Source organism: Amycolatopsis sp. NPDC104819 (assembly GCF_055583145.1).
Window position 1 is genome coordinate 683,705 of sequence record NZ_JBVJON010000002.1, and the last position, 19,365, is coordinate 703,069.

Genomic DNA, 19,365 nt, shown 5'->3' on the forward strand with positions numbered 1-19,365 from the left:
AATATATGGTTTCCTACATGATCAGCGCCTCCGCCGGAAGGCCGGCCGTGACCAAGTCCCAGCTGGCCTACGACACGATCAAGGCCCGGATCCTCGACGGCCGCTACGGCCCGGGGTACCGGCTGGTGCTCGACCAGATCGGCCGCGAGCTCGACGTCAGCGCCGTTCCGGTCCGCGAGGCGCTGCGCCGGCTCGAGGCCGAAGAGCTGATCCAGTTCGAGCGGAACGTCGGCGCCCGGGTCGTCGCCATCGACCCCACCGCCTACCGGCACGCGATGCAGACGGTGGCGATCGTGGAAGGCGCCGCGACCGGGCTGGCCGCGCCGCTGCTCACCCCGGACGCGCTCGCACGGGCCCGCTCATTGAACGAGCGGATGCGCCGCAGCCTCGCCGAGTTCGACCCGCTCGCGTTCACCGCGCTGAACGCCGAGTTCCACGAGGTGCTGTTCAGCGCCTGCCCGAACCCGAACCTGGTCGACCTGGTGCAGCGGTGCTGGACCCGCCTGGCCGCCGTCCGCGACAGCACGTTCTCGTCGGTGCCGGGCCGCGCGCCGAAATCGGTCGAGGAGCACGAGCGGCTTCTCGAGCTGATCGAGAGCGGGAGCGAGCCGGCGGAGGTCGAGCAGTTCGCCCGTGGGCACCGGCTCGCGACGCTGGAGGCGTACCTCGCGCGGGAGCAGTGACGCCGCTGTCCGAGGCTTGCCCGGCGCCGCGGGGAGTGTCAGGGTCGGGAATGCCGATCTTCTCCGCGCCGGACGGGACCGGGCTGGCCGTCCACCTCGCCGGGTCCGGCGCCGAACCGCCGGTCGTGTGCCTGCCCGGCGGGCCGATGCGGGCCGGGGCGTACCTCGGTGACCTCGGCGGGCTGGGTGCTCGCCGTCGTCTCGCCGTGCTGGACCTGCGGGGCACCGGGGACTCCGAGGAGCCCGCCGACCCGGCGACCTACCGGTGCGACCGCCAGATCGAGGACGTCGAGGCGCTGCGCAAGCACCTCGGCCTCGAGCGGTTCGACCTGCTGGGACACTCGGCCGGCGCGAGCCTGGCCGTCCGCTACGCGGCCCGGTACCCCGGCCGCCTACGGCGGCTCGCGCTGATCGCCCCGAGCCCGCGGACCGTCGGGTTCGAGCTGCCGGTCGCCGAACGGCGGCGGATCATGGCGCGGCGCGCCGGCGCGCCCTGGTTCGACGCCGCGGCCGCGGCGTACGAGTCGATCGCCGCCCGGACCGCGACCGGCGCCGACTGGGCCGCCGTGGCACCGATGTACTACGGCCGCTGGGACGCCGCCGCCCGACGGCACCAGGCCACCGAACCCGGCCAGCGCAACGGTGTCGCCGCGCGGACCTACAACTCCGCCGGCGCCTTCGAACCCGAGGTCACCCGGGCCGCGCTCGGGGCCGTCACCGCGCCCGTGCTGGTGCTGTCCGGCGAACTGGACTTCATCGTCAGCCCGGCCGTGGCCGCCGACTTCGCCGCGCTGTTCCCGGACGGCCGGGCCGTCGTCCTGTCCGGGGTCGCGCACTACCCGTGGCTGGACGACGCGGCCGCGTTCGGCTCAGCCGTGGCCGGGTTCCTGGCCTGAACTCGGGTTGCGGCGCGGCTTGATGCGGACCGCGGGCAACGCGGGCGCCGGCAGCCGCTGCGGGGTGCCCGTGTAGCCGGTGACGCTGCCGAACTGGTCGGACTCGGCCTCCCAGGCTTCGCGGAAGGCCGCGATCTCCTCGTGGGTCCGGCCGACGAAGTTCCACCACATCAGGATCTCTTCGTCGAACGGTGTGCCGCCGAGCAGCAGGAACCGGGCCGGTGTCGAACCGCGGTTGCTCAGCGTCAGCGAACGCAGGCCGGTGCCGAGGTAACCCAGCTCCGCGGACCGGACCCGGGTGCCGGCGACATCGACGTCACCGGTGTCGACGAGGACGCCGTGCTCGAAGCGGGGATCGACGCCGAGGGACATGTGGGCGTCCGGCGCCAGCACGAGCTCCGCGCCCAGCAGCGGGGTGAACGTCGGGATCGGCGACGTCCGCCCGGCCAGTGACCCGAGGAAGACCCGGATCTCGGCGCCCTCGATGCGGTTCACCGACGGGACGTAGTGGTCGAAGGCGCGGGCCGCGTGCCGATGGCGCTCCGGCAGCGCCACCCAGAGCTGGACGCCGTGGAGGGTCTTCGTGGCCGCGGTCGAGACCTCCGAGTGGCAGATGCCGTGGCCGCCGGTCATCAGGTTCAGCTCGCCGGGCCGGACCATCGCGTGGGTGCCGAGGCTGTCGCGGTGCTCGATCTCGCCGGCGAAGAGCCAGCTCACGGTCTGCAGACCGGTGTGCGGGTGCGGGGCGACGTCCATCGCGCCCGGCTCGGTGACCTCGTCCGGGCCGTAGTGGTCGGCGAAGCACCAGGCGCCGATCAGCGACCGGGCCCGCTGGGGGAGAGTCCGGCGGACCCGCATGGCCCGCGGGCCGCCCAGGGGGACGTCGCGCGGGGTGAGGATCTGGACGTCCGGGAGGTCGGGGTCGGCGGCCGCGGGCCGGTCGGCACAGGCGAGCGCGGCGGGGTCGGCCTCGGTGTTGCTCATGTGCGCCACGGTAGTCGCGGTTCGGGGTGGGTTTCGGTCGGCGGGCCGGGTTGCGGCCGCCGGGTGGGTGGGGGCTCACTGGGCTCGGGTGGGGCGGCGCGAGGTGGGCCGCGCAACCTGGCCCTGGCTGGCGGCGCGTGCAGCAGGGGGAGTGCTCGGCGTGGGTGAGGGCCGAGTGCGGCGCGACTTGCTGGGCGGTGAGCCGGTGGGCCCGGCCGGGCGGTGTGGCGTGGCTCGCCTTCGCCGGGGCGAGGTCGGTGCCGCGGGCTCTGCCCGGTGGTCCCCGCCCGCGCGGGTGGTGACCAGGCGCCGCGCTACCTGCTCGTTGGTGGGCGGTGGGATGTGGCGGCGTGGGTGGGACCGGGTGCTGCGCGACCTACGTGGTGCTGGGCGGCGAGCCGGTGGGCGCGGCCGGGCGGTGTGGCGGTTCGCCTTCGCCGGGGCGAGGTCGGCTGCCGCGCACTTTGCCCGGGTGGTGTTGCCGGGGCGGGTGAAGGCCAGGCTGCCGCGCAACCTGGCCCTGGTTGGGCGGTGCGTGCGGCGGTGGGCCGGTGGGTGTGCCCGGCACCGGTGGGGACCGGGTGCCGCGCAACCTGCCCGTGGTGGGCGGTGCGTGCGGCTGGGGCCGGGCGTTGAGCGCCGTTGCTTTCTGGAGTTGTCAAACGTCGGGCCGCCGCCTCAGGCGGCCTGTTGCTGCTCCGCGTTCACGATCGCCTCGCCTGCCGCTGTCAGGCGGGCTGGGACGCGCTCGCCCGGGAGGCCCGGCTGGGCCGCGCAGACCAGGCCCTGGTGGGCCAGCGCGTGGGCGGCGAACTGATCTCCGCACGAGAGGCCGTCGATGAACAAGTCGGGTTCGCTGCTGCACGAGACGCAGCCGCGGCCCGCGCCGACCGCTCGCAGCATCGAGAGCATCCGGCGGTTCACCATCGGTCGCACGGCCGGTGATCCGGTCTGGTCGTTCCCGTTCATCTCGGTCCCTCCCGCTCGTGGCTCGGCATCGTCCTACTCATGCGTCGAACCGGCTGACGGGATTTCGACAGTCCATCCGGAGGCAGTTCGGCCACGGCGTCCTTCTGATGGTCGCCGCCGGTCGTCCAAGCCCGGTCGATTCTCCGTCGACCGTCATTCGTGCGCCGGACGTGAACGGATGGGGCCTAGAACGGCACCCCCGCGATCGCCGGCTCCGGTGTCCACGAACTGCTGCCTTCGCCGGCGCTCGCGCGGCTCAGCTTGGTGACCTTCGCCGTCGCGTACCGCAGCGACGGGCCCATCTCCTCGACGTCCAGCTCCGTCACCGTGCGCTTCTCGCCCTCCTTCGTGTCGTAAGACCGCTGTCTCAGCCGGCCGTGCACGACGACTCGCGTTCCGCGGCCGAGCGACTCCGCGACGTTCTCCGCGTACTGCCGCCACAGGCTGCAGCGCAGGAACATCGGGTCGCCGTCGCGCCAGGTGCCCGACTCCTTGTCGAACACCCTCGGCGTGGACGCGACCGTGAAGTTCGCGACCGCCGCGCCGGCCGGGGTGAACCGCAGCTCGGGGTCGGTCGTCAGGTTGCCGACCACCGTGACCGTCGTTTCGCCTGCCATCGGGCTCTCCTTCTCCTCCGGGTGCGGGGTGCACCGCTCTCGCCGATGAGGAGAGCACGGGGGTCCGACAGTTCCGGGCCGGGCGACAAGATGCCGACACCCGGCCGGGCTGGTTTCCTGCCGCCATGCCGACGGCTTTTCAGAAGGAGCTCGTCACCCTGGCCCACCGCATGGCGGACCTGTGCGCGCTCGTCGCGAGCACGCTCGACGAGGCGACGCGCTCGGTCCTCGAAAGTGACCACACGCTGGGCGGACGTGCGCGGGAAAACGCTGCCGCGGTCGCCGCGCTGGGCGCCGCGTGCGAGGACCAGGCGTGTGCGCTGCTGGCCCTGCACGCGCCGCGGGAGGGGGAGGTGAAGGCGGTTGTCGCCGCCGTGCACACCGCCGCGGATCTCACTCGGATGGGTGGTCTTGCGCGGGAGGTCGCCGAGCCGCGGGGACCCGTTCCGCACGCGGCCCGGCCGGTGCTCGCGCGGCTGGGTTCGCACGCGGTGGCCGCGGCGCGGGAGCTGCTCGACGGCGGGGAGGCCGCGGGGTTCGACGAGGCGGTTTCGCTCGTCGCGGCGGCCGAGCGGGAGCTGCGGGCGTGGGCTGGTGGGACCGATGGGCCGCGTGGGGCTGGTGTGGCGGTGGAGATCGCGCTTGTCGCCGCGGTTTACGGCCGGTTCGCCGCGACGGCGGTTCGGGTTGCCCGCCGGACTGCCGCCTTTGCGCCGATTGGTGCCTGACGGGCGGAGGTCCGGACCGGCGTTCGTGCCAGGGGAGTGCGGAAACGGAGCCGGTGACGGGTGCGGATGTCCGGTGAGCGAGGAAAAATGCGGCTCGCCGGTGAGCGAGGAAGGCGGGCTTCGCGCCGGTGAGAGCGGAAACAGCCCAGTCAGCGGCGGTCAGGCTTAGGCCCGACCGCCGTGACCGGAACGGTCAGTGGCCCTGCTGCGGGAACTGGCCCGGCTGGCCCTGCTGCGGATAGGGCTGCGGGAACCCCTGGGGCTGGGACGGGTGCTGCTGCTGCGGGAAGCCCTGCGAAGGCTGCTGAAACCCCTGCGGCTGCGAAGGGTGCTGCTGCGGAAACCCCTGCGACGGAGCCTGCTGCGCGAACCCCTGCGATGGGTGCTGCGGCTGCTCGCCCCCTTGCGGGTACCCGGAACCGGCCTGCTGGCCCTGCTCCTCCTGCGCCTGCAGGCGAACCGCGTCCTCCTTCGGGATGCGGTTCTCGATGCCGCAGAACGTGCACTGGGCCGTGTACTTGACGCCGATCGGGAAGAGCGGGATGAAGAACAGGGTGAACTTCGTGACCGCCTTGCGCACCGCGTGCGAAGCGGGGTTGCCGCACCGGCCGCACAGGAAGGTCGTCATCGCGAGCACGTAGATCCGTGTCCGCCAGCCCCAGATCAGCATCGGTCTTCTCTCTTTCGGTCCTGCGTTCGCCGCGCAGCGTCGCACACCGGCGCCGCGTTCCGTGGCGCTTTTGGGGAACCGGTCGGGACCAGTACCGGGCAAAGTGGACATACGGGCCGAAGGGTGAGCGCCGCCGGGCGGGGCTAGGTTGTGATCATGCCTAGTGATCGCGCCTTGAAGACGATGAACGCCGTCCACCGCGGCCTGATCAAGCTCAGCGGCGGCCGGGTCGGCTGGCAGGCCGCCATGCCGGTGCTGGAGCTCACCACGGTCGGCCGCAAGAGCGGGCAGCCGCGGACGGTGCTGCTGACCTCGCCGCACCAGGAGGGTGACGCGCTGGTCGTCGTGGCCTCGCGGGGCGGCGACGACACGCACCCCGCGTGGTTCCTGAACCTGCGCGACAACCCGGAGGTCGACGTGTCGCTCAAGGGCGCGCCGAAGCGTCCGATGCGCGCGCGGGTCGCCGACACCGACGAGCGGGCGCGGCTGTGGCCGAAGATCGCCGCCGAGTTCAAGAACTACGCGCAGTACCAGACCAAGACCGAGCGCGAGATCCCGCTGGTGTTCCTCGAACCGCGCTAGTTCCGGGCGGTCAGGTACGCCGGGTCGGGGCCGGGGATCGGCTGGTCCGGCACGCCGGCCAGCAGCTCGCTCATCGCGTGGAAGTACGGCGGCGCGGCGACCGTGCCGCCGAACGCGCCGTGGCCGCAGTTGCCCAGGTGCACCGGGGTGCCCGGGCAGATCTCCCGCGGGTGCGAGCCGTCGGCGAAGACCATCGACGACACCGCGTAGCCGTCCACCCCGCCGACGAACGCCACCGACTCGCTCTGCTGCGTCGTGCCGGTCTTACCGATGTCCGGGCGGGTCCAGCCGGCCGCGTGGGCGGCCTGGGCCGACGTGCCGTCCGTGGTGTCCTTGCTCAGCCCCGCCTCCAGGGTGTTCGCGACGCCGGTGGGGATCACCTGCTCGCACGGCTGCTGCGACACCGGCACGGCGTTCCCGTTCCGGTCGGTCACCGACAGGATCGGGTTCGGCGGGCACCAGACGCCGCCGCTCATCAGCGTCGCCGAGACGTTCGCCATCTCCAGCGGGCTGACCGGGCTGTTGCCGAGGGTGAACGACAGCAGGTTCTGAAAGTACTTCGACTGCGGCTCGTTGTACTGCGGGTTGCCCGAAGCGGGGTTCGGCGCGGCGCCCGCGTCGTTGGTCGCGAGGGTGTTCCGCAGCCCCAGCTTCTGCGCCATGTCGAGCACCGCGGGCATCCCGACCTGGTTCTCCAGCCCGACGAACGCGACGTTCGGCGACGTCGCCAGGCCGTCGGCCAGGCTGATCGGGTCCGCGTAGTGCCCGTCGTTGTGGACCGTGTAGCACGCCGTGTGGCTGTCGGCGTTCGGCGGCGCGAAGCACTGGCTGTCCGGGTTCGGCAACGGCGTCTCCAAGCCCGCCTTGCCGGTGACGAGCGCCGCGGCCGAGGTGAAGATCTTGAACGACGAGCCCGCGCCGAACTCGTTGCTCGCGTCCGCGACGATGTCCGTGGACGTCTCGCCGCGCGCCGGGTCGGTGCCGAAGTTGCGGTTCGCGACCATGGCGAGCACCTGGTGCCCGGCCGCGCCGGGCTGCACGACGGCGAAGGTGTTGGCCACGCCGTCCTGCGTCGTCGGCACGTTCGCGTCGACGGCGTCCTTGGTCACCTGCGAGACGCGCGGGTCGAGCGTCGTCTTGACCGTGTAGCCGCCGGTGGCCAGCTGGTCCGCCGTGATGCCGGCGTGCACGAGGTAGCTTTCCGCGTAGGCGCAGAAGAACCCCGCGTCCGGCGCCGCGCCCATGCACGTGCCGGACGGCGTCACCGGCCCGTCCGGCAGCAGGCCGAGCGGCGCCGCCTTCGCCGTCGGCGCGTAGGACGCCGGGAGGGAGCCGTTGCTCACCATGGCGTCGATGACGAGGTTCCGGCGCTGCAGCGCCTTGTCCGCGTGGGTGTACGGGTTGTACACGCTGGGGTTGTTCACCATTCCGGCGAGCAACGCCGCCTGCGGCACGGTCAGTTTGTCCGCCGTCGTCCCGAAATAGGCTTTTGCCGCGGCGCCGACCCCGTACACGGTTCCGCTGAATTCGACCACGTTGAGGTAGTTCGCCAGAATGTCGTCCTTGCTCGTGGTGTCGTTGAGCTGGACGGCCATTTTCGCTTCACGCAGCTTGCGCGCGAGCGAGTCCTCGCGGTCCTGCTGCTGCGCGATCGGGTTGGTCCGGTCGACGACGTTCACGAGGTAGTTCTTGACGTACTGCTGCGTGATCGTCGACGCGCCCTGCAGCGAGCCGCCGGCGCTGTCGTTGACCGCCGCGCGGAGCATGCCCTGCACGTCGACGCCGCCTTCGGTGTAGAACCGGCGGTCCTCGATGCCGATGATGGCGGCCTTCATCGTCGTCGCGATCCCCGCCGAGGTCACCGGGAGGCGGTACTGCGCGTACAGCGTCGCGATCGGCGTCCCGTCCCGGTCGGTCACCGTCGTCGTCAACGGCGGGTCGGCGGCCGCCAGCTGCGCGGAAATCGTGTCGACCGAATCACTGACCTGGTTCGACAGCAGGCCGGCGCCGATGGCGGCGGGCGCCACCGTTCCGGCCACCAGAATTCCGGCGAGCAGACACAATCCGACAAAGGGGACCACGCCCCGGCCACGATTCACGGAATCGAGATTAGGCATTTCCCGATAAAGCTTCCGTTCGGTGAGACATGTGCCTCATCGGGCCAACCTGCCGAGCAGTGCGGAAGCGACGGCGATCGCCGCGACGGTCGCCCCGGCGAGCACGGCGAAGTCGAGCCCGAGGTGCGACGGCGTCCCGATCAGCAGCCCGCGCAGCGCGTCGACCTGGTAGCTCAGCGGGTTGACGTGACTGAGCACCTTCAGCCATGGGGGCATCAGGTCCACCGGGTACAGCGCGTTCGAGCCGAAGAACAGCGGCATCGTGATCGCCTGCCCGATACCCATCAGCCGTTCGCGGGACAGCACGATCCCGGCGATCACGATGGACAGGCAGCAGAAGAACGCCGACCCGAGCACGAGCACCACGGCCATCGCCAGCAGCTTCAGCGGGTTCGCGGTCAGCCCGACGCCGAGGAGCGCGGAGAGGATCAGCACCATCAACGCCTGGACGAGCGCGCGGACACCGGCGGCGAACGCCTTCCCCGCGACGAGCGCCGCCCGCGGGGTCGGGGTCACCAGGAGCTTGGCGAGCACCCCCGCGTCGCGCTCCCAGATGATCTGGATGCCGTAGAAGATCGCGATGAACAGCGCCGACTGCGCGAGGATGCCCGGCGCCAGGTAGTCGAGGTACGGGGTCGAGCCGGTCGGGATCGCCCGGATCCGGGTGAACGTCTCCCCGAAGATCAGCAGCCACAGCGCGGGCTGGATCGCGCGGGTGAGCAGCTCGGTCTGGTCGCGGCGGAGCTTCTGCAGCTCCACCAGGCACATCGCGCCGACGCGGTTGACGAGCACGCGAAGCCGGCCCAGCGGGCCGGGGTCAGCCGAGACGGCGGGCGGTGCGGCGAGTGGCACGGACACTGCGGATCCCTCCTTCGTCACTCTCGAGCCGGTTCCCGGTGACCTCGCGGAACACGTCGTCCAAAGTGGACTCCGGGCCGAGCCCGGCCTCCAGCTCGGCCGGGGTGCCCAGCGCGCGGATCCGGCCGGCGTGCATCAGGGCGACGCGGTCGCAGTACTGCTCGGCCTCGTCCATGTAGTGCGTCGTGACGAGCACGGTCATGCCGGTCGCGGCGCGGATCTCGGCGATCCGCTCCCACACCGACGAGCGGGCGACCGGGTCGAGCCCGATCGTCGGCTCGTCGAGGATGAGCAGCCGCGGCGAGCTGACCAGCGCCTGGGCGAGCTCGAGGCGGCGGATCATGCCCCCGGAGTACGTCTTGGCGGTGCGGTCGGCGTCGCCGGCCAGCCCGACCAGCTCGAGGGCGTTGCGCACCTGCTCGGCGCGTCCGGCGCGCGGCACGTCGAAGAGCCGCGCGAACAGCGAGACGTTCTCGCGGCCGGTCAGCGCGCCGTCGGCCGAGAGCTGCTGCGGGACGTAGCCGATCAGCCGCCGCACGGCCATCCGGCGGCGGGCGACGTCGATGCCGAAGACGGTGATCCGGTCCGGCGTGGCAGGCAGGAGCGTCGTGATCATCCGGAGCGTGGTGGTCTTGCCGGCGCCGTTCGGGCCGAGCAGGCCGAACACCTCGCCGGGCGGGATCTCCAGGTCGACGCCGTCCACCGCGCGCGTCGTGCCGAACGTATGGCTCACGCCGGTGCAGCGCACCGCGGGTTCGGTCATGGCTGCTCCTTCAGGATGCCCATGAGCTTCTCCAGTGCCGGCAACGCCTGTTCGATCGCGGCGGTGTCCTCTTCGGACAGTCCGGTGAGGGCGTCGGCGACGAGCTCGATCCGGGCGCCGCGCCAGGCGGCCATCCGGCCGGTGGCCGCGGGGGTGAGCTCGAGCCGGGTCGCGCGCCGGTCGTCCGGGTCGGGTTCGCGGCGCAGCAGCCCGGCTTCGACGAGCTGGTTCACCAAGGTGCTGACCGAGTTGGTCGCCAGGTGCAGCTCACGGGCGGCCGCCGCGACGCCGACGCCGGGATGGTCGGCGACCACCCGCAGGACTTCCACCTGCGCGCCGGGCAGGGGAAACCCGGGCACGTCGGCGCGCACCCGGCGGCGCACCACCCGGCGGAGGCCCTGGACGGTGCCCAGCAGCCGTTCGGCGAGTTCGGTCATGTCCCCAAGGTAGCTCTGACCCAGAACTATTAGCAATGCTAAATGTCTGGTTGGCGAAGAAGGGGAAGCGAAGTCGGGATCAGTCCCGCGCGGCTTCGGCGAGGGCCAGGTCGAGCAGGCCGGGGAAGCGGGCGTCGAACTCTTCGCGGCGCAGCGCGTTCAGCCGCTGCGTGCCGCTGTCCCACTGCTTCAGCAGGCCGGCCGCGCGGAGGATCTTGAAGTGCCGCGACGCCGCGGGTTTGCTGACCGGCGGCATGATCGCGCCGCACGACTGGCCGGGTTCGCGCGCGAGCGCGGCGACCATCGCCAGCCGGTACGGGTCGCGCAGCGCCTCCAGTGCCTCGGGGAAGGAGACGTCGTCGAGGGCCGGGTGGTCCAAGGGGGTCGACGTGCGGCTGGCCATGCCCCGAGTATCCCCGGTTGCCGGGACGCGGCGAGCTGCGCCATGGTCGATGTTAGCCAATCGGTTAACATGAGGGAGTTCCGCGGTGCGCGTCTACCGTTCCGAAGCCGGCCGCCTGGTCCAGCGGCAGGAGGCCGTTCCCGAGCCGCAGCGCGGTGAGGTGCTCGTGCGGGTCCGCGCGACCTCGCTGAACTACCGCGACCTGCTCATCCTCGACGGCGATCACTTCGTCAACGCCGCCGGCAGCCTCATCCCGGTGTCCGACGCCGCCGGTGAGGTCGCCGCGGTCGGCGAAGGCGTCACGCGGTTCTCCGCCGGCGACCGCGTGATCAACAGCTTCCACTCGGCCTGGATCGCCGGCCGGCTGCCGGAAACGCTGACCGGGTACGGGAACGGCCAGGACGGCTGGCTCGCCGAATACCGCGCCGTCCCGGAGCACGCGCTGGTCGCGCTGCCGGACTCGGTGAGCTTCGAACAGGGGGCGACGCTGCCGTGCGCGGCCGTCACCGCGTGGACGTCGCTCAAGGGCTGTGCGCCCGGCGATGTCGTGCTCACCCTCGGCACCGGCGGGGTCTCGCTGTTCGCCCTGCAACTGGCGAAGGCGCAGGGTGCCCGTGTGGTCGCGACGACGTCGAGCGCGGAGAAGGCGGCCAAACTGACCGAGCTCGGCGCGGACGTCGTCATCGACTACGTCGCGACGCCGGAGTGGGGCAAGGCCGTGCTCGACGCCACCGGGGGCCGCGGCGCGGACCGGATCGTCGAGGTCGGCGGGCCCGGCACCTTCGCGCAGTCGCTCGTCGCGGCCGGGACGCACCACGCCGAGATCGCGCTGGTCGGGTTCGTCGGCTCGGGCGGTGCGCCGGTGGACTTCATGGACCTGTTCCGCAGCGGCGCGACCGTCCGCAAGATCTGGGTGGGCAGCCGCGAGGACACCGAGGACCTGCTCCGGTGGCTCGCGGTCCGGCCGCTCGAGCCGGTCGTCGACAGCGTTCACCCGTTCGAGGACGCCGAGGCGGCCTTCCGGCACTTCGAGAGCCGGAAGAACTTCGGGAAGGTCGTCATCTCGGTCGCGTAGGGACGAAGGCCTACCGCTGATCGGCGCAACCGGACCCGCGCGGACCGTTCGGCGGCGGGCCGGTGCCGTTCGCCGCGTGATCGCCCGGTTCCGGAGCGGAACGGGCCACCGCGGGCGCATGCTGTCCTTTCCGACCCCGCGTCCCCGCGCCTGACGTCCACTGTGGACATTGCCAGTGCGCCCGGTCCGGCGGTCTTCTCGACCGGAGATAGGACACCACCCCGTGACCCTGCTGGACAGCAAGCTCGTCCGCTGCTGGACGTCCCGCCCGCACCTGCAGACCCTCTACACCCTCGCCGCGGCCGCCCCGCGGCTGCGCGCCGCGCTGGGCCTCACGCCCACCGGCGGCGGCACCGTCGGCTTCCGGGTGGACGGCGACGCGCTGGCCCGCACCGATGCGGAGCTGATCGCCGCGACGTCGGCGCGGCTGCCGGTGCACCCGCTGGTGACCCAGGACCTCGACGGCCGCTCGACGGTCCGGTGCTGGCGGCGCAACCGCGACCTGCGCGTGCTGACCGGCGACCTGGTGGACGTCGCGGACCGGCTGTCCCGGGCCGGCTACGGCGGCTGCCTGCGGTCCGCGACCGTCGAGTTCGCCGAGCCGACCGGGCGCCGCGACCGGAAGCTCGCGCTGGTCTACCTGTTCGACCGCGGCACGTTCCACCCCGCCGCGGCCGCCGGGGCCCGGCCCCTCGACCGCGCGCTGGAGCTGCGCGCCCGGGCCGCGCTGCACGGCGCGCTCCCGTTGGAACCGGCCGCGAACCGGCGGTTCGTGGTCTGAAATTCGCGCGTTTGGCGAGGTCGTCGCCTTCTGCGAAGATGCGGCTCTCTTCAAGCGAAGGAGATCACGATGGCTTCCGTCCTGAATCCGTACCTGAGCTTCCGCGACGACGCGCGCCAGGCGATGGAGTTCTACAAGAGCGTTTTCGGCGGCACCCTCAAGCTGAACACGTTCGGGGAATTCGGTTCACCCGAAGGGGCGGACGCGCAGAAGATCATGCACGGCCAGCTGGAGTCCGAAAACGGCTTCACGCTGATGGCGTCCGACACCCCGGCCGGGATGGAGCACAACCCGGGCACGAACATTTCGGTGAGCCTCAGCGGTGACGACGCCGGTGACCTCCGCGGCTACTGGGAAAAGCTGAGCGAGGGCGGCACCGTGACGGTTCCGTTCGAAAAGCAGATGTGGGGCGACGAATTCGGCGCCTGCGTCGACAAGTTCGGCATCCCGTGGATGGTCAACGTCGTCCAGCCGGGGTGACCGGCCGTTGCAGTGAGCGCCCTCGTCGGTGACGATGAAGGGGCCGGCGTGGCGTGGCGCCGGGGCTGAGGAGGCCCGATGGCGGGTTCCCCCTGGACGTGTCCGCAGTGCGGCGCGGGCAACGAGGCCGCGGCGCAGCGGTGCCGCACCTGCTCGAGCCTGGCCCCCGGCCGGGCCCGGGTGCGGGCGCTGTGGGTGCTGCTCACCCTGATGCTGGTCGCCGGGGTCGCGGTGGCCGGGGTGCTGCTGTTCGCCGGGCGCCCGAAGCCGGCGCCGGCCGCGTCCGGGCCGTTCCCGGAGTACACGACACCCGCGCTGCCGACGACCAAGACCGTCGTCACGACCGCGAACGCCCTGACTCCGCCGCCGGCCCCGCCGTCGACGTCCACCTCGGCCACCCCGGCCGCGAAGCCGTGCCCCGGGGACGCCGCCCGGTACCTGCCGGGCGGCACGGGGACGGCGTTGCTGGTCGCGCAGACCGGGAAGTCGCTCATCACCATCTGCAGGACACCGGACGGGCGCGTCTTCTACGACGGCCAGGCTCGCGGGCAGGCGGCGTCGGACGAGACCCACATCCTCCTGCCCGCCGAAGCTTCGGGTGACGGCTTCGTCGCGACGAACGGCGACTACACCTATCAGGTCTCCGGCGGCCGGCTGGTCGTGACGGCCGGCTCGAAGGTGCTCTCGGACGACGAGCTGACCACGGTCGGCTGAACGCCGTAGAGCTCTTCCACCGGCTCCGCGTCGTACCCGAGGTCCTGCCGCATCCGGGCGCGCATGACGCGGTAGCCGCGCTGGCCCGCGTCCCACGCGGGCCGGGTCTTCGTGCTGTCGTCGGCCGGGTCGAGCAGCATCGTGGTGAGCCGCATCCGCGGCAGCGCGGCGTCGCTGACCAGCCGCCGGACCGCCTCCGGGGCGTGCAGGGCGGCCGGGCCGAGTGCGTGCTGGGTCTCGCTGCGGACCTCCCGCAGCTCGGCGGTCAGGTGCTCGTCGAGCGGATTACCCGTCTCGCGGACGAGGCGGGCCTGGAACAGCACGCCGTCGAACGCCTCCAGCGCGCCGAGCAGCAGGGCGTAGGCCTCGGCGCGGGTTTCGTGCGCGCGGGCCTCCCGTTCGCGCTGCCAGCGGCGCTCCTCGCGAGCCGCGTCCTCGGTCATCCGCTTGGTCTCGCGCCGGCCCGAGAGGACCTGCGTGAGGAGCACGCCGGCCAGGCCGACCAACGCGACGACGATCGGTATCCACACCGGCACCTGAGAACCCACGAACGCACCCTAGCGACGATGCTCAGGATGTGGGAGCAACGCCGCCGGGCCGGCCGGATTCCGCATCCTGGACGTATGTCTTCTCCCCTCGACAACCCGACGTGGGCTTCGCTGTCCGGCCCGCACGCCCACTTCGCGGAGCGGCAGGGGCGCGTCCTGCGGTACCCGGAGGACGTGGCGCCGTTCCTCGCCCTCCCGGACGACCCGGGCGCGCAGGACTGGCGGGACGTCGCGGCGCTGGTCGGCCCCGGCGCGGTGGTCGTGCTGGCCGCGACCGCCGCCCGGCCGCCGTCGGGCTGGGAGGTGCTCGACGAGATCCCCGGGGTGCAGCTCGTCGACGAAGGGATCGCGGCCGCGCCGGAGCCCGAGGCCGTCCGGCTTGGGCCCGCGGACGTGCCGGAGATGCTCGACCTCGTCGCGCGGACGCAGCCGGGCCCGTTCCGGAAGCGGACCGTCGAGCTCGGCACCTACCTCGGGATCCGGCGGGAGGGCGCGCTCGTCGCGATGGCGGGGGAGCGCCTGCACCCGCCCGGCCACACCGAGATCAGCGCGGTCTGCACCGATCCGGTGTACCGCGGGCAAGGCCTGGCGACACGGCTCGTGCTCGCCGTGGCCGCCGGCATCCGCGAGCGGGGTGAGACGCCGATGATGCACGCGGCCGCGGGCAACACCTCCGCGATCCGCCTCTACCTCTCACTCGGCTTCGGCCTGCGCGCCCGCCCGGACTTCGTGGCGGTCCGCGTCCCGGCCTAAGCCCCGGTCGACGAGCCGGGCCGGACGATCATCAGCACCGTCACCGCCGCCCAGAGCAGGTTGAACACGCCGGTGACCATGGCCAGCCGGCCCAGCGCGCCCGAAGGGGACTCCTCGGCCAGCAGGCGCCGCTGGCGCGGCAGCACCAGCAGCGCGAGCAACGCGGCGGCGACGGCGGTCAGCCCGACCGACACGATCACCCACGGGTCGCCCATGACGTGCATGGTGCCCGCGACCCCGAACCCGAACACCGGCACCGCGATGGCGACGTAGGCGTACACCCGGCAGATCCGGTGCAGCAGGGTCGCGGTCTTGACGTCGCCCTTGCGGACCGCGGCGGGGAACATGCTGGCGGCGACGGCGACCGGGCCGACGGCCAGCACCGCGGCGAGGACGTGGAGGGAGAGAAGGATCTTCGACACGGGCGAAAGCTATCGCTCCGCCTTCGGCGCGGGGAGTGGCTGAAATGCCAAGAAGCACCGAAATCCGGCCACGTGTCGATTCCGGCGGCAGCGGTTCGACGTCTGGGTAGAACCGGAAAGGGGACCACGATGACCGCCTCGATCACCACCACACCGGCCCGGGTCCGGAGCCTGCCGGTCCTGCTCGCCACCGAAGACGACGCCGAGGACATGGGCCTGCTGGCGCCGGACGACCGCCTGACCTGTCACGTGCACGGCCGGTGGATCCACCAGTGCGTCGCCTCGCCGCTGCACGTCAGCCAGGTCACCCGGCACCGCTGGTGCCGCGACTGCCGCGCGGAGCTGTCCGTCGCCGTCGACGAGCTGGCGCTGACTGTGCTGATGTCCTGCCCGCGCTGCGGCCACGGCGGCAGCGCCGCCACCACCCGGCTGGCCACGGCCTGCCGGGAGAGCCTGGCCGCCGAGCGCGAAGCCCGGCGCGCGGCCTGAGCTACCGGGGCACGGAGTCGGTTTCGACGCCGAGCGCGTCGAGGTCCGCGTAGACGTCCGGCCGGCGGCGCCGCAGCCAGGCCGTGAGGGCGAGTCCCGCGACCACGGCGAGGGCGAGCAGCCACGGCAGCAACGCGATCGCGGGCGCGTCGGACCCGGCGAGGGTGGGGAAGTTGACGATCGCCAGCACCGTCACCGCGACCAGGCCGAGCCCGCCGAGCCCCGGGGCGACGGCGGTGCGCCAGAGCCGCGGGTCGCGCCGCTTGCGGAAGAACGCGACCACGGCGATCCCGGCCAGCGCCTGCAGGGTGATCACCCCGAGCGTGCCGATGCCGGTCATGCTGGCCGTGAGGTCGGCGAGCGGGTCGAGCCCGGCCAGCGCGTACACCGCGGCGATCAGCGTCGCGAACCCGATCTGCGTCCCGCTGGCGAGGTAGGGCGCGCCGTTCGCGGCGTTCGTCCGGCCGAGGGCCGCGGGCAGCACCCGGGCGCGGCCGAGGGCGAACAGGTAGCGCGTCGCCGAGTTGTGCAGCGCCAGCAGCGCGGCGAACAGGCTCACGACCAGCAGCAGCATCATGACGTCGGTGAGGAACGACCCCAGGTAGGTCCGGCTGATCGAGAAGACGAGGTCACCGGCGGCGAGGTGGTCCTGGCCGGCCTGCCCGGCCTGGACGACCCCGGTCGCGCTGACCACCGCCCACGTCGTGACGGCCGCGAAGACGCCGATCAGCGTGATCGCCGTGTAGGTCGCGCGGGAGATCGTCCGGTGCGGGTCACGCGCCTCCTCGCTGAACAGCCCGGTCGCCTCGAAGCCGACGAAGGCGTTGAAGGCGAACAGGAACGCGACCCCGATCGAGCCGGAGAACACGACGCCGGGCGCGAACGCGTGGACGTCGAGCCCGGTCCGGACGGCGACCGCGACGTCGAGGACGAGCAGGATCGACACCTCGAGGACCAGCGACACCCCGAGGACCTTCGCGCTGACGTCGACCCCGCGCCGGCCGAGCGCGAACACCGCGACGGCGGACACCAGGCTCCAGAGCTGCCACGGCGTGTGCCACCCGAAGACCTGCTCGACGACGTTCGCGGTGAAGAAGCCGCTCGTCCCGACCGCCCCGGCCACGAAGCAGTTGTAGCCCAGCAGCGCGATCAGCGCCGCGACCAGGCCGAGCGGGCGGCCCAGTCCTTTCGTGACGTAGACGTAGAACCCGCCCGCGCCGGTGACGACCTTGCTCATCTGCGCGTAGCCGACCCCGAAGAGCACGAGGATCACGGCGGAGAGCAGGAACGCGCCGGGCATGCCGCCGCCGTTGCCGAGCGCGATGCCCAGCGACCCGATGACGACGATGCCGGTCAGCGGCGCGACCGCGGCCAGCACGAGGAAGACGACGCCCGGCGTGCCCAGTGCGTCGCGGCGCAGCGAACCCGGTTCGGCCATGGGGTTTCTCCTCACGTGACGGTCCGGTCATCGTGCGCCCGAAGCCGCCGCCGGTCTTGTGCCGCAGCGCAGAACCGTTGTCGCCGGACGCGGGTGACTTGGGGCCATGCGGCGGTCCACAGTGCACCACGACGGCGTCCGGATCCCCGTGTCCCGCGGCGGGGCGAGCACCACGCGGTGACCTTCGACCTGCGTGGCCTCGGCCGCCGACGAATACTCCTTCGACGCGTTCCTCGGTGATCTCGAGGCGGTGCTCGCGTCGCTCGAGCTGTCCGAACCGCCCGTGCTCGTGGGGTACTCGCTCGGCGCGGACCTGGTGCTGCACCACGCGGCCGCGCATCCGGGCGGCTTCGCCCGGCTCGTGCTCGTCGACGGCGCGAACGACGACGTCCGCTCGAAGATCCTCGGCCGCTACCGGGAGGTCGGCGCACCCGTCTCGGTCATCGCCTCGACGTGGATGGCGGGCGACGGCGGTGAAGAGCTGGTGGAGCGGTGCAACCGGAACTGGCGGGCCGGCTTCGACCGGCTCGGCCGCGAGCGCCCGGACGTCACGACGTCCTGGCTGGACGCCGACCACGGGCTGGTCTTCACCCACGCCCCGGAGGTCGCCCGGCTGGTCACTACCCCGGCACCCACATCGTGACGCGGGTGCCGCGGCCCGGCTGCGAGTCCACCGTGCCGTGCCCGCCGACCTCGGCCAGGCGCGCCACGATGGACTGGCTGATGCCGAAGCCGGGCGGGCGGTCCCGGACGTCGAAGCCGTGACCCTGGTCGCGGGCCACCACCGCGATCCCGCCGTCGCGTTTCTCCACGCGTAGCACGACCTGCTTGGTCCCGGAGTGCTTCACGGTGTTGCGCAACGCTTCCCGGACGGCTTCGCAGAGCGCGACGCGCCGGTCCTGGGAGACTTTGTCGTCGTCGGCGAAGTCCGCGGCGACGAGCTGGGTGCGCAGCCCGTCGCGCGCCATCTCGGTGGCGACGTCGGCGAGCTCGACGGCGAAGCCGCGCGACAGCCCGGTGGGCACCGGTTCGGTGATCTGACGGCGTAGTTCGGCCGCTTCGGCCTTGGCCACCGAGCGCAGTTCCGCGAGCCGGGTGACGGCCTGCGCGTCGTCCCCCGGCGCGGAGATGGCGAGCGCTTCGAGGGTCTGCAGCACGCTGTCGTGCATGATCCGGCGCGTCCGCCGGCGTTCGGCCTCCTGCCCGCGCCGGAGCCCGATGTCGACGGCGAACCGGGTGCCGACCCCGAGCAGGACGAGGATGGCCACGGCGAGCACGATCGCCACGGCCAGCGCGACCAGGCAGCCGATCGAGCGGGTCAGGGCGAGCTGGTTGCCGAGCGGGAGGCCGCCCGCGAGGGTCAGCCCGGCCCGCAGCGGGACGGCCGCCGCGAGCAGCCACAGCGCGGCGGGCAGCCCGGAGGTGCCCGCCCACATCGCGACCGCGCCGACCAGCCACGTCCAGGACACGTCGATGGCGAACGGCTGCACCGCGGCCGGGGCCGTCACCGCCACGGTGAAGTTGAGCAGCACCCCGATCGCGAGGTCGAACCCGAGGGCGCGGCCGGTGACGCGGGCCCGCAGCCCGCCGCCGCGCAGCACCCACACCATCGCGACGCTGTTGGCCACCACGGCGAACAGAGTGGCGCCCAGCGCCGGCCCGAGCCCGGCCGTGCCGTTCGCGGCGGCGAAGCCGATGAACACCTTGATGAAGGCGGCGATGCGGTAGGCCAGCGGCACGACGACCCAGTACCGCGCCGCGCGCGCGAGCGTCGCGTCCCCGACGGCGGCGAGATCACCGCTGTCGTCGAGGGACCCGGCGGGATCCCCCGGTGTCCCGCTGCGCAGGAGCGAGCGGACGTACGCGCGCGGCGGTGCGGAAAAGCCCGCCTCGGGCATCGGTGGTCCCCGTTCATCCGGCCGTCCGGGCGGCCTGAGCCTGGCAGCGGGGCGGGGGGC

The 19,365-nt window shown here is 72.7% G+C and carries 24 protein-coding genes; 11 read left to right on the top strand and 13 right to left on the bottom strand.

Annotation, left to right across the window (positions count from 1 at the left end; translation table 11 throughout):
* Positions 1–5: 5 nt before the first annotated feature.
* Positions 6–683: a GntR family transcriptional regulator gene (locus tag ACZ63E_RS08245; protein WP_465335350.1), complete on the top strand. Its 678-nt coding sequence runs from the start codon at positions 6–8 to the stop codon at positions 681–683.
* A 50-nt stretch (positions 684–733) separates the two neighbouring features.
* The gene (locus ACZ63E_RS08250; RefSeq protein ID WP_465335351.1) at positions 734–1,579 is read left to right on the top strand and encodes an alpha/beta fold hydrolase; all 846 of its coding nucleotides are present in this window, start codon (positions 734–736) and stop codon (positions 1,577–1,579) included.
* Here ACZ63E_RS08250 and ACZ63E_RS08255 read toward each other — a convergent pair.
* The 3 genes from ACZ63E_RS08255 to ACZ63E_RS08265 form a co-directional block, all read right to left on the bottom strand.
* Positions 1,553–2,563 carry a pirin family protein gene (locus ACZ63E_RS08255; protein ID WP_465335352.1) on the bottom strand — a complete coding sequence of 337 codons (1,011 nt, stop codon included), beginning with the start codon at positions 2,561–2,563 and terminating at the stop codon, positions 1,553–1,555. The genes ACZ63E_RS08250 and ACZ63E_RS08255 overlap by 27 nt on opposite strands.
* 678 nt (positions 2,564–3,241) lie before the next feature.
* On the bottom strand, positions 3,242–3,532 hold the full coding sequence (locus ACZ63E_RS08260; protein ID WP_465309959.1) for a hypothetical protein: 291 nt from the start codon (positions 3,530–3,532) through the stop codon (positions 3,242–3,244).
* A gap of 185 nt (positions 3,533–3,717) precedes the next feature.
* The gene (locus ACZ63E_RS08265; protein WP_465335353.1) at positions 3,718–4,149 is read right to left on the bottom strand and encodes a single-stranded DNA-binding protein; all 432 of its coding nucleotides are present in this window, start codon (positions 4,147–4,149) and stop codon (positions 3,718–3,720) included.
* Positions 4,150–4,274: 125 nt separating this feature from the next.
* Here ACZ63E_RS08265 and ACZ63E_RS08270 point away from each other — a divergent pair, with 125 nt between their 5' ends.
* Positions 4,275–4,877, top strand: coding sequence for a PhoU domain-containing protein (locus tag ACZ63E_RS08270; RefSeq protein ID WP_465335354.1), 603 nt, complete (start codon positions 4,275–4,277; stop codon positions 4,875–4,877).
* Positions 4,878–5,070: 193 nt separating this feature from the next.
* Here ACZ63E_RS08270 and ACZ63E_RS08275 read toward each other — a convergent pair whose 3' ends face one another.
* Positions 5,071–5,547: a zinc ribbon domain-containing protein gene (locus ACZ63E_RS08275; RefSeq protein WP_465335355.1), complete on the bottom strand. Its 477-nt coding sequence runs from the start codon at positions 5,545–5,547 to the stop codon at positions 5,071–5,073.
* A gap of 156 nt (positions 5,548–5,703) precedes the next feature.
* On the opposite strand from ACZ63E_RS08275, the gene ACZ63E_RS08280 reads away from it, so the two are divergent.
* Positions 5,704–6,129, top strand: coding sequence for a nitroreductase/quinone reductase family protein (locus tag ACZ63E_RS08280; RefSeq protein ID WP_465335356.1), 426 nt, complete (start codon positions 5,704–5,706; stop codon positions 6,127–6,129).
* On the opposite strand, the gene ACZ63E_RS08285 is transcribed toward ACZ63E_RS08280, so the two are convergent.
* The 5 genes from ACZ63E_RS08285 to ACZ63E_RS08305 form a co-directional block, all read right to left on the bottom strand.
* The gene (locus ACZ63E_RS08285; RefSeq protein ID WP_465335357.1) at positions 6,126–8,246 is read right to left on the bottom strand and encodes a transglycosylase domain-containing protein; all 2,121 of its coding nucleotides are present in this window, start codon (positions 8,244–8,246) and stop codon (positions 6,126–6,128) included. The genes ACZ63E_RS08280 and ACZ63E_RS08285 overlap by 4 nt on opposite strands.
* A gap of 36 nt (positions 8,247–8,282) precedes the next feature.
* Positions 8,283–9,104 carry an ABC transporter permease gene (locus tag ACZ63E_RS08290; protein WP_465335358.1) on the bottom strand — a complete coding sequence of 274 codons (822 nt, stop codon included), beginning with the start codon at positions 9,102–9,104 and terminating at the stop codon, positions 8,283–8,285.
* Positions 9,064–9,867 (bottom strand): ABC transporter ATP-binding protein, encoded by an 804-nt coding sequence (locus ACZ63E_RS08295; protein WP_465335359.1) that lies wholly within the window; start codon positions 9,865–9,867, stop codon positions 9,064–9,066. Before ACZ63E_RS08295 ends, ACZ63E_RS08290 begins: the two co-directional genes overlap by 41 nt.
* Positions 9,864–10,304: a MarR family winged helix-turn-helix transcriptional regulator gene (locus ACZ63E_RS08300; protein WP_465335360.1), complete on the bottom strand. Its 441-nt coding sequence runs from the start codon at positions 10,302–10,304 to the stop codon at positions 9,864–9,866. Before ACZ63E_RS08300 ends, ACZ63E_RS08295 begins: the two co-directional genes overlap by 4 nt.
* Before the next feature lie 79 nt (positions 10,305–10,383).
* A complete protein-coding gene (locus ACZ63E_RS08305; RefSeq protein ID WP_465335361.1) occupies positions 10,384–10,707 on the bottom strand; it encodes an ArsR/SmtB family transcription factor in 324 nt (107 codons plus the stop codon).
* 85 nt (positions 10,708–10,792) lie between these two features.
* On the opposite strand from ACZ63E_RS08305, the gene ACZ63E_RS08310 reads away from it, so the two are divergent.
* From ACZ63E_RS08310 to ACZ63E_RS08325, 4 genes are all read left to right on the top strand, one after another.
* Entirely contained in the window at positions 10,793–11,782 is a 990-nt protein-coding gene (locus tag ACZ63E_RS08310; RefSeq protein WP_465335362.1) for a zinc-dependent alcohol dehydrogenase family protein, read from the top strand.
* Between the two features lie 223 nt (positions 11,783–12,005).
* The gene (gene pspAB / locus ACZ63E_RS08315) at positions 12,006–12,563 is read left to right on the top strand and encodes a PspA-associated protein PspAB (RefSeq protein ID WP_465335363.1); all 558 of its coding nucleotides are present in this window, start codon (positions 12,006–12,008) and stop codon (positions 12,561–12,563) included.
* Positions 12,564–12,632: 69 nt separating this feature from the next.
* Entirely contained in the window at positions 12,633–13,043 is a 411-nt protein-coding gene (locus tag ACZ63E_RS08320) for a VOC family protein (RefSeq protein WP_465335364.1), read from the top strand.
* A 78-nt stretch (positions 13,044–13,121) separates the two neighbouring features.
* Positions 13,122–13,757: a zinc finger Ran-binding domain-containing protein gene (locus ACZ63E_RS08325; protein ID WP_465335365.1), complete on the top strand. Its 636-nt coding sequence runs from the start codon at positions 13,122–13,124 to the stop codon at positions 13,755–13,757.
* Here ACZ63E_RS08325 and ACZ63E_RS08330 read toward each other — a convergent pair.
* Positions 13,679–14,305 (bottom strand): hypothetical protein, encoded by a 627-nt coding sequence (locus ACZ63E_RS08330; protein WP_465335366.1) that lies wholly within the window; start codon positions 14,303–14,305, stop codon positions 13,679–13,681. The two genes, ACZ63E_RS08325 and ACZ63E_RS08330, sit on opposite strands and share 79 nt — an antisense overlap.
* A 75-nt stretch (positions 14,306–14,380) precedes the next feature.
* Between ACZ63E_RS08330 and ACZ63E_RS08335 the strand changes: the two genes are divergently transcribed.
* The gene (locus ACZ63E_RS08335; protein WP_465335367.1) at positions 14,381–15,058 is read left to right on the top strand and encodes a GNAT family N-acetyltransferase; all 678 of its coding nucleotides are present in this window, start codon (positions 14,381–14,383) and stop codon (positions 15,056–15,058) included.
* Here the strand turns inward: ACZ63E_RS08335 and ACZ63E_RS08340 are convergent.
* The gene (locus ACZ63E_RS08340; RefSeq protein WP_465335368.1) at positions 15,055–15,480 is read right to left on the bottom strand and encodes a hypothetical protein; all 426 of its coding nucleotides are present in this window, start codon (positions 15,478–15,480) and stop codon (positions 15,055–15,057) included. The two genes, ACZ63E_RS08335 and ACZ63E_RS08340, sit on opposite strands and share 4 nt — an antisense overlap.
* 129 nt (positions 15,481–15,609) lie before the next feature.
* Between ACZ63E_RS08340 and ACZ63E_RS08345 the strand changes: the two genes are divergently transcribed.
* The gene (locus ACZ63E_RS08345; RefSeq protein WP_465335369.1) at positions 15,610–15,969 is read left to right on the top strand and encodes a hypothetical protein; all 360 of its coding nucleotides are present in this window, start codon (positions 15,610–15,612) and stop codon (positions 15,967–15,969) included.
* Position 15,970: 1 nt separating this feature from the next.
* Here the strand turns inward: ACZ63E_RS08345 and ACZ63E_RS08350 are convergent, their stop codons facing one another.
* Entirely contained in the window at positions 15,971–17,407 is a 1,437-nt protein-coding gene (locus ACZ63E_RS08350; RefSeq protein WP_465335370.1) for an APC family permease, read from the bottom strand.
* A 193-nt stretch (positions 17,408–17,600) separates the two neighbouring features.
* Between ACZ63E_RS08350 and ACZ63E_RS08355 the strand changes: the two genes are divergently transcribed.
* Positions 17,601–18,050 carry an alpha/beta fold hydrolase gene (locus tag ACZ63E_RS08355; protein WP_465335371.1) on the top strand — a complete coding sequence of 150 codons (450 nt, stop codon included), beginning with the start codon at positions 17,601–17,603 and terminating at the stop codon, positions 18,048–18,050.
* Here the strand turns inward: ACZ63E_RS08355 and ACZ63E_RS08360 are convergent.
* Positions 18,028–19,305: a sensor histidine kinase gene (locus tag ACZ63E_RS08360; RefSeq protein ID WP_465335372.1), complete on the bottom strand. Its 1,278-nt coding sequence runs from the start codon at positions 19,303–19,305 to the stop codon at positions 18,028–18,030. The two genes, ACZ63E_RS08355 and ACZ63E_RS08360, sit on opposite strands and share 23 nt — an antisense overlap.
* Between the last annotated feature and the right edge of the window lie 60 nt (positions 19,306–19,365).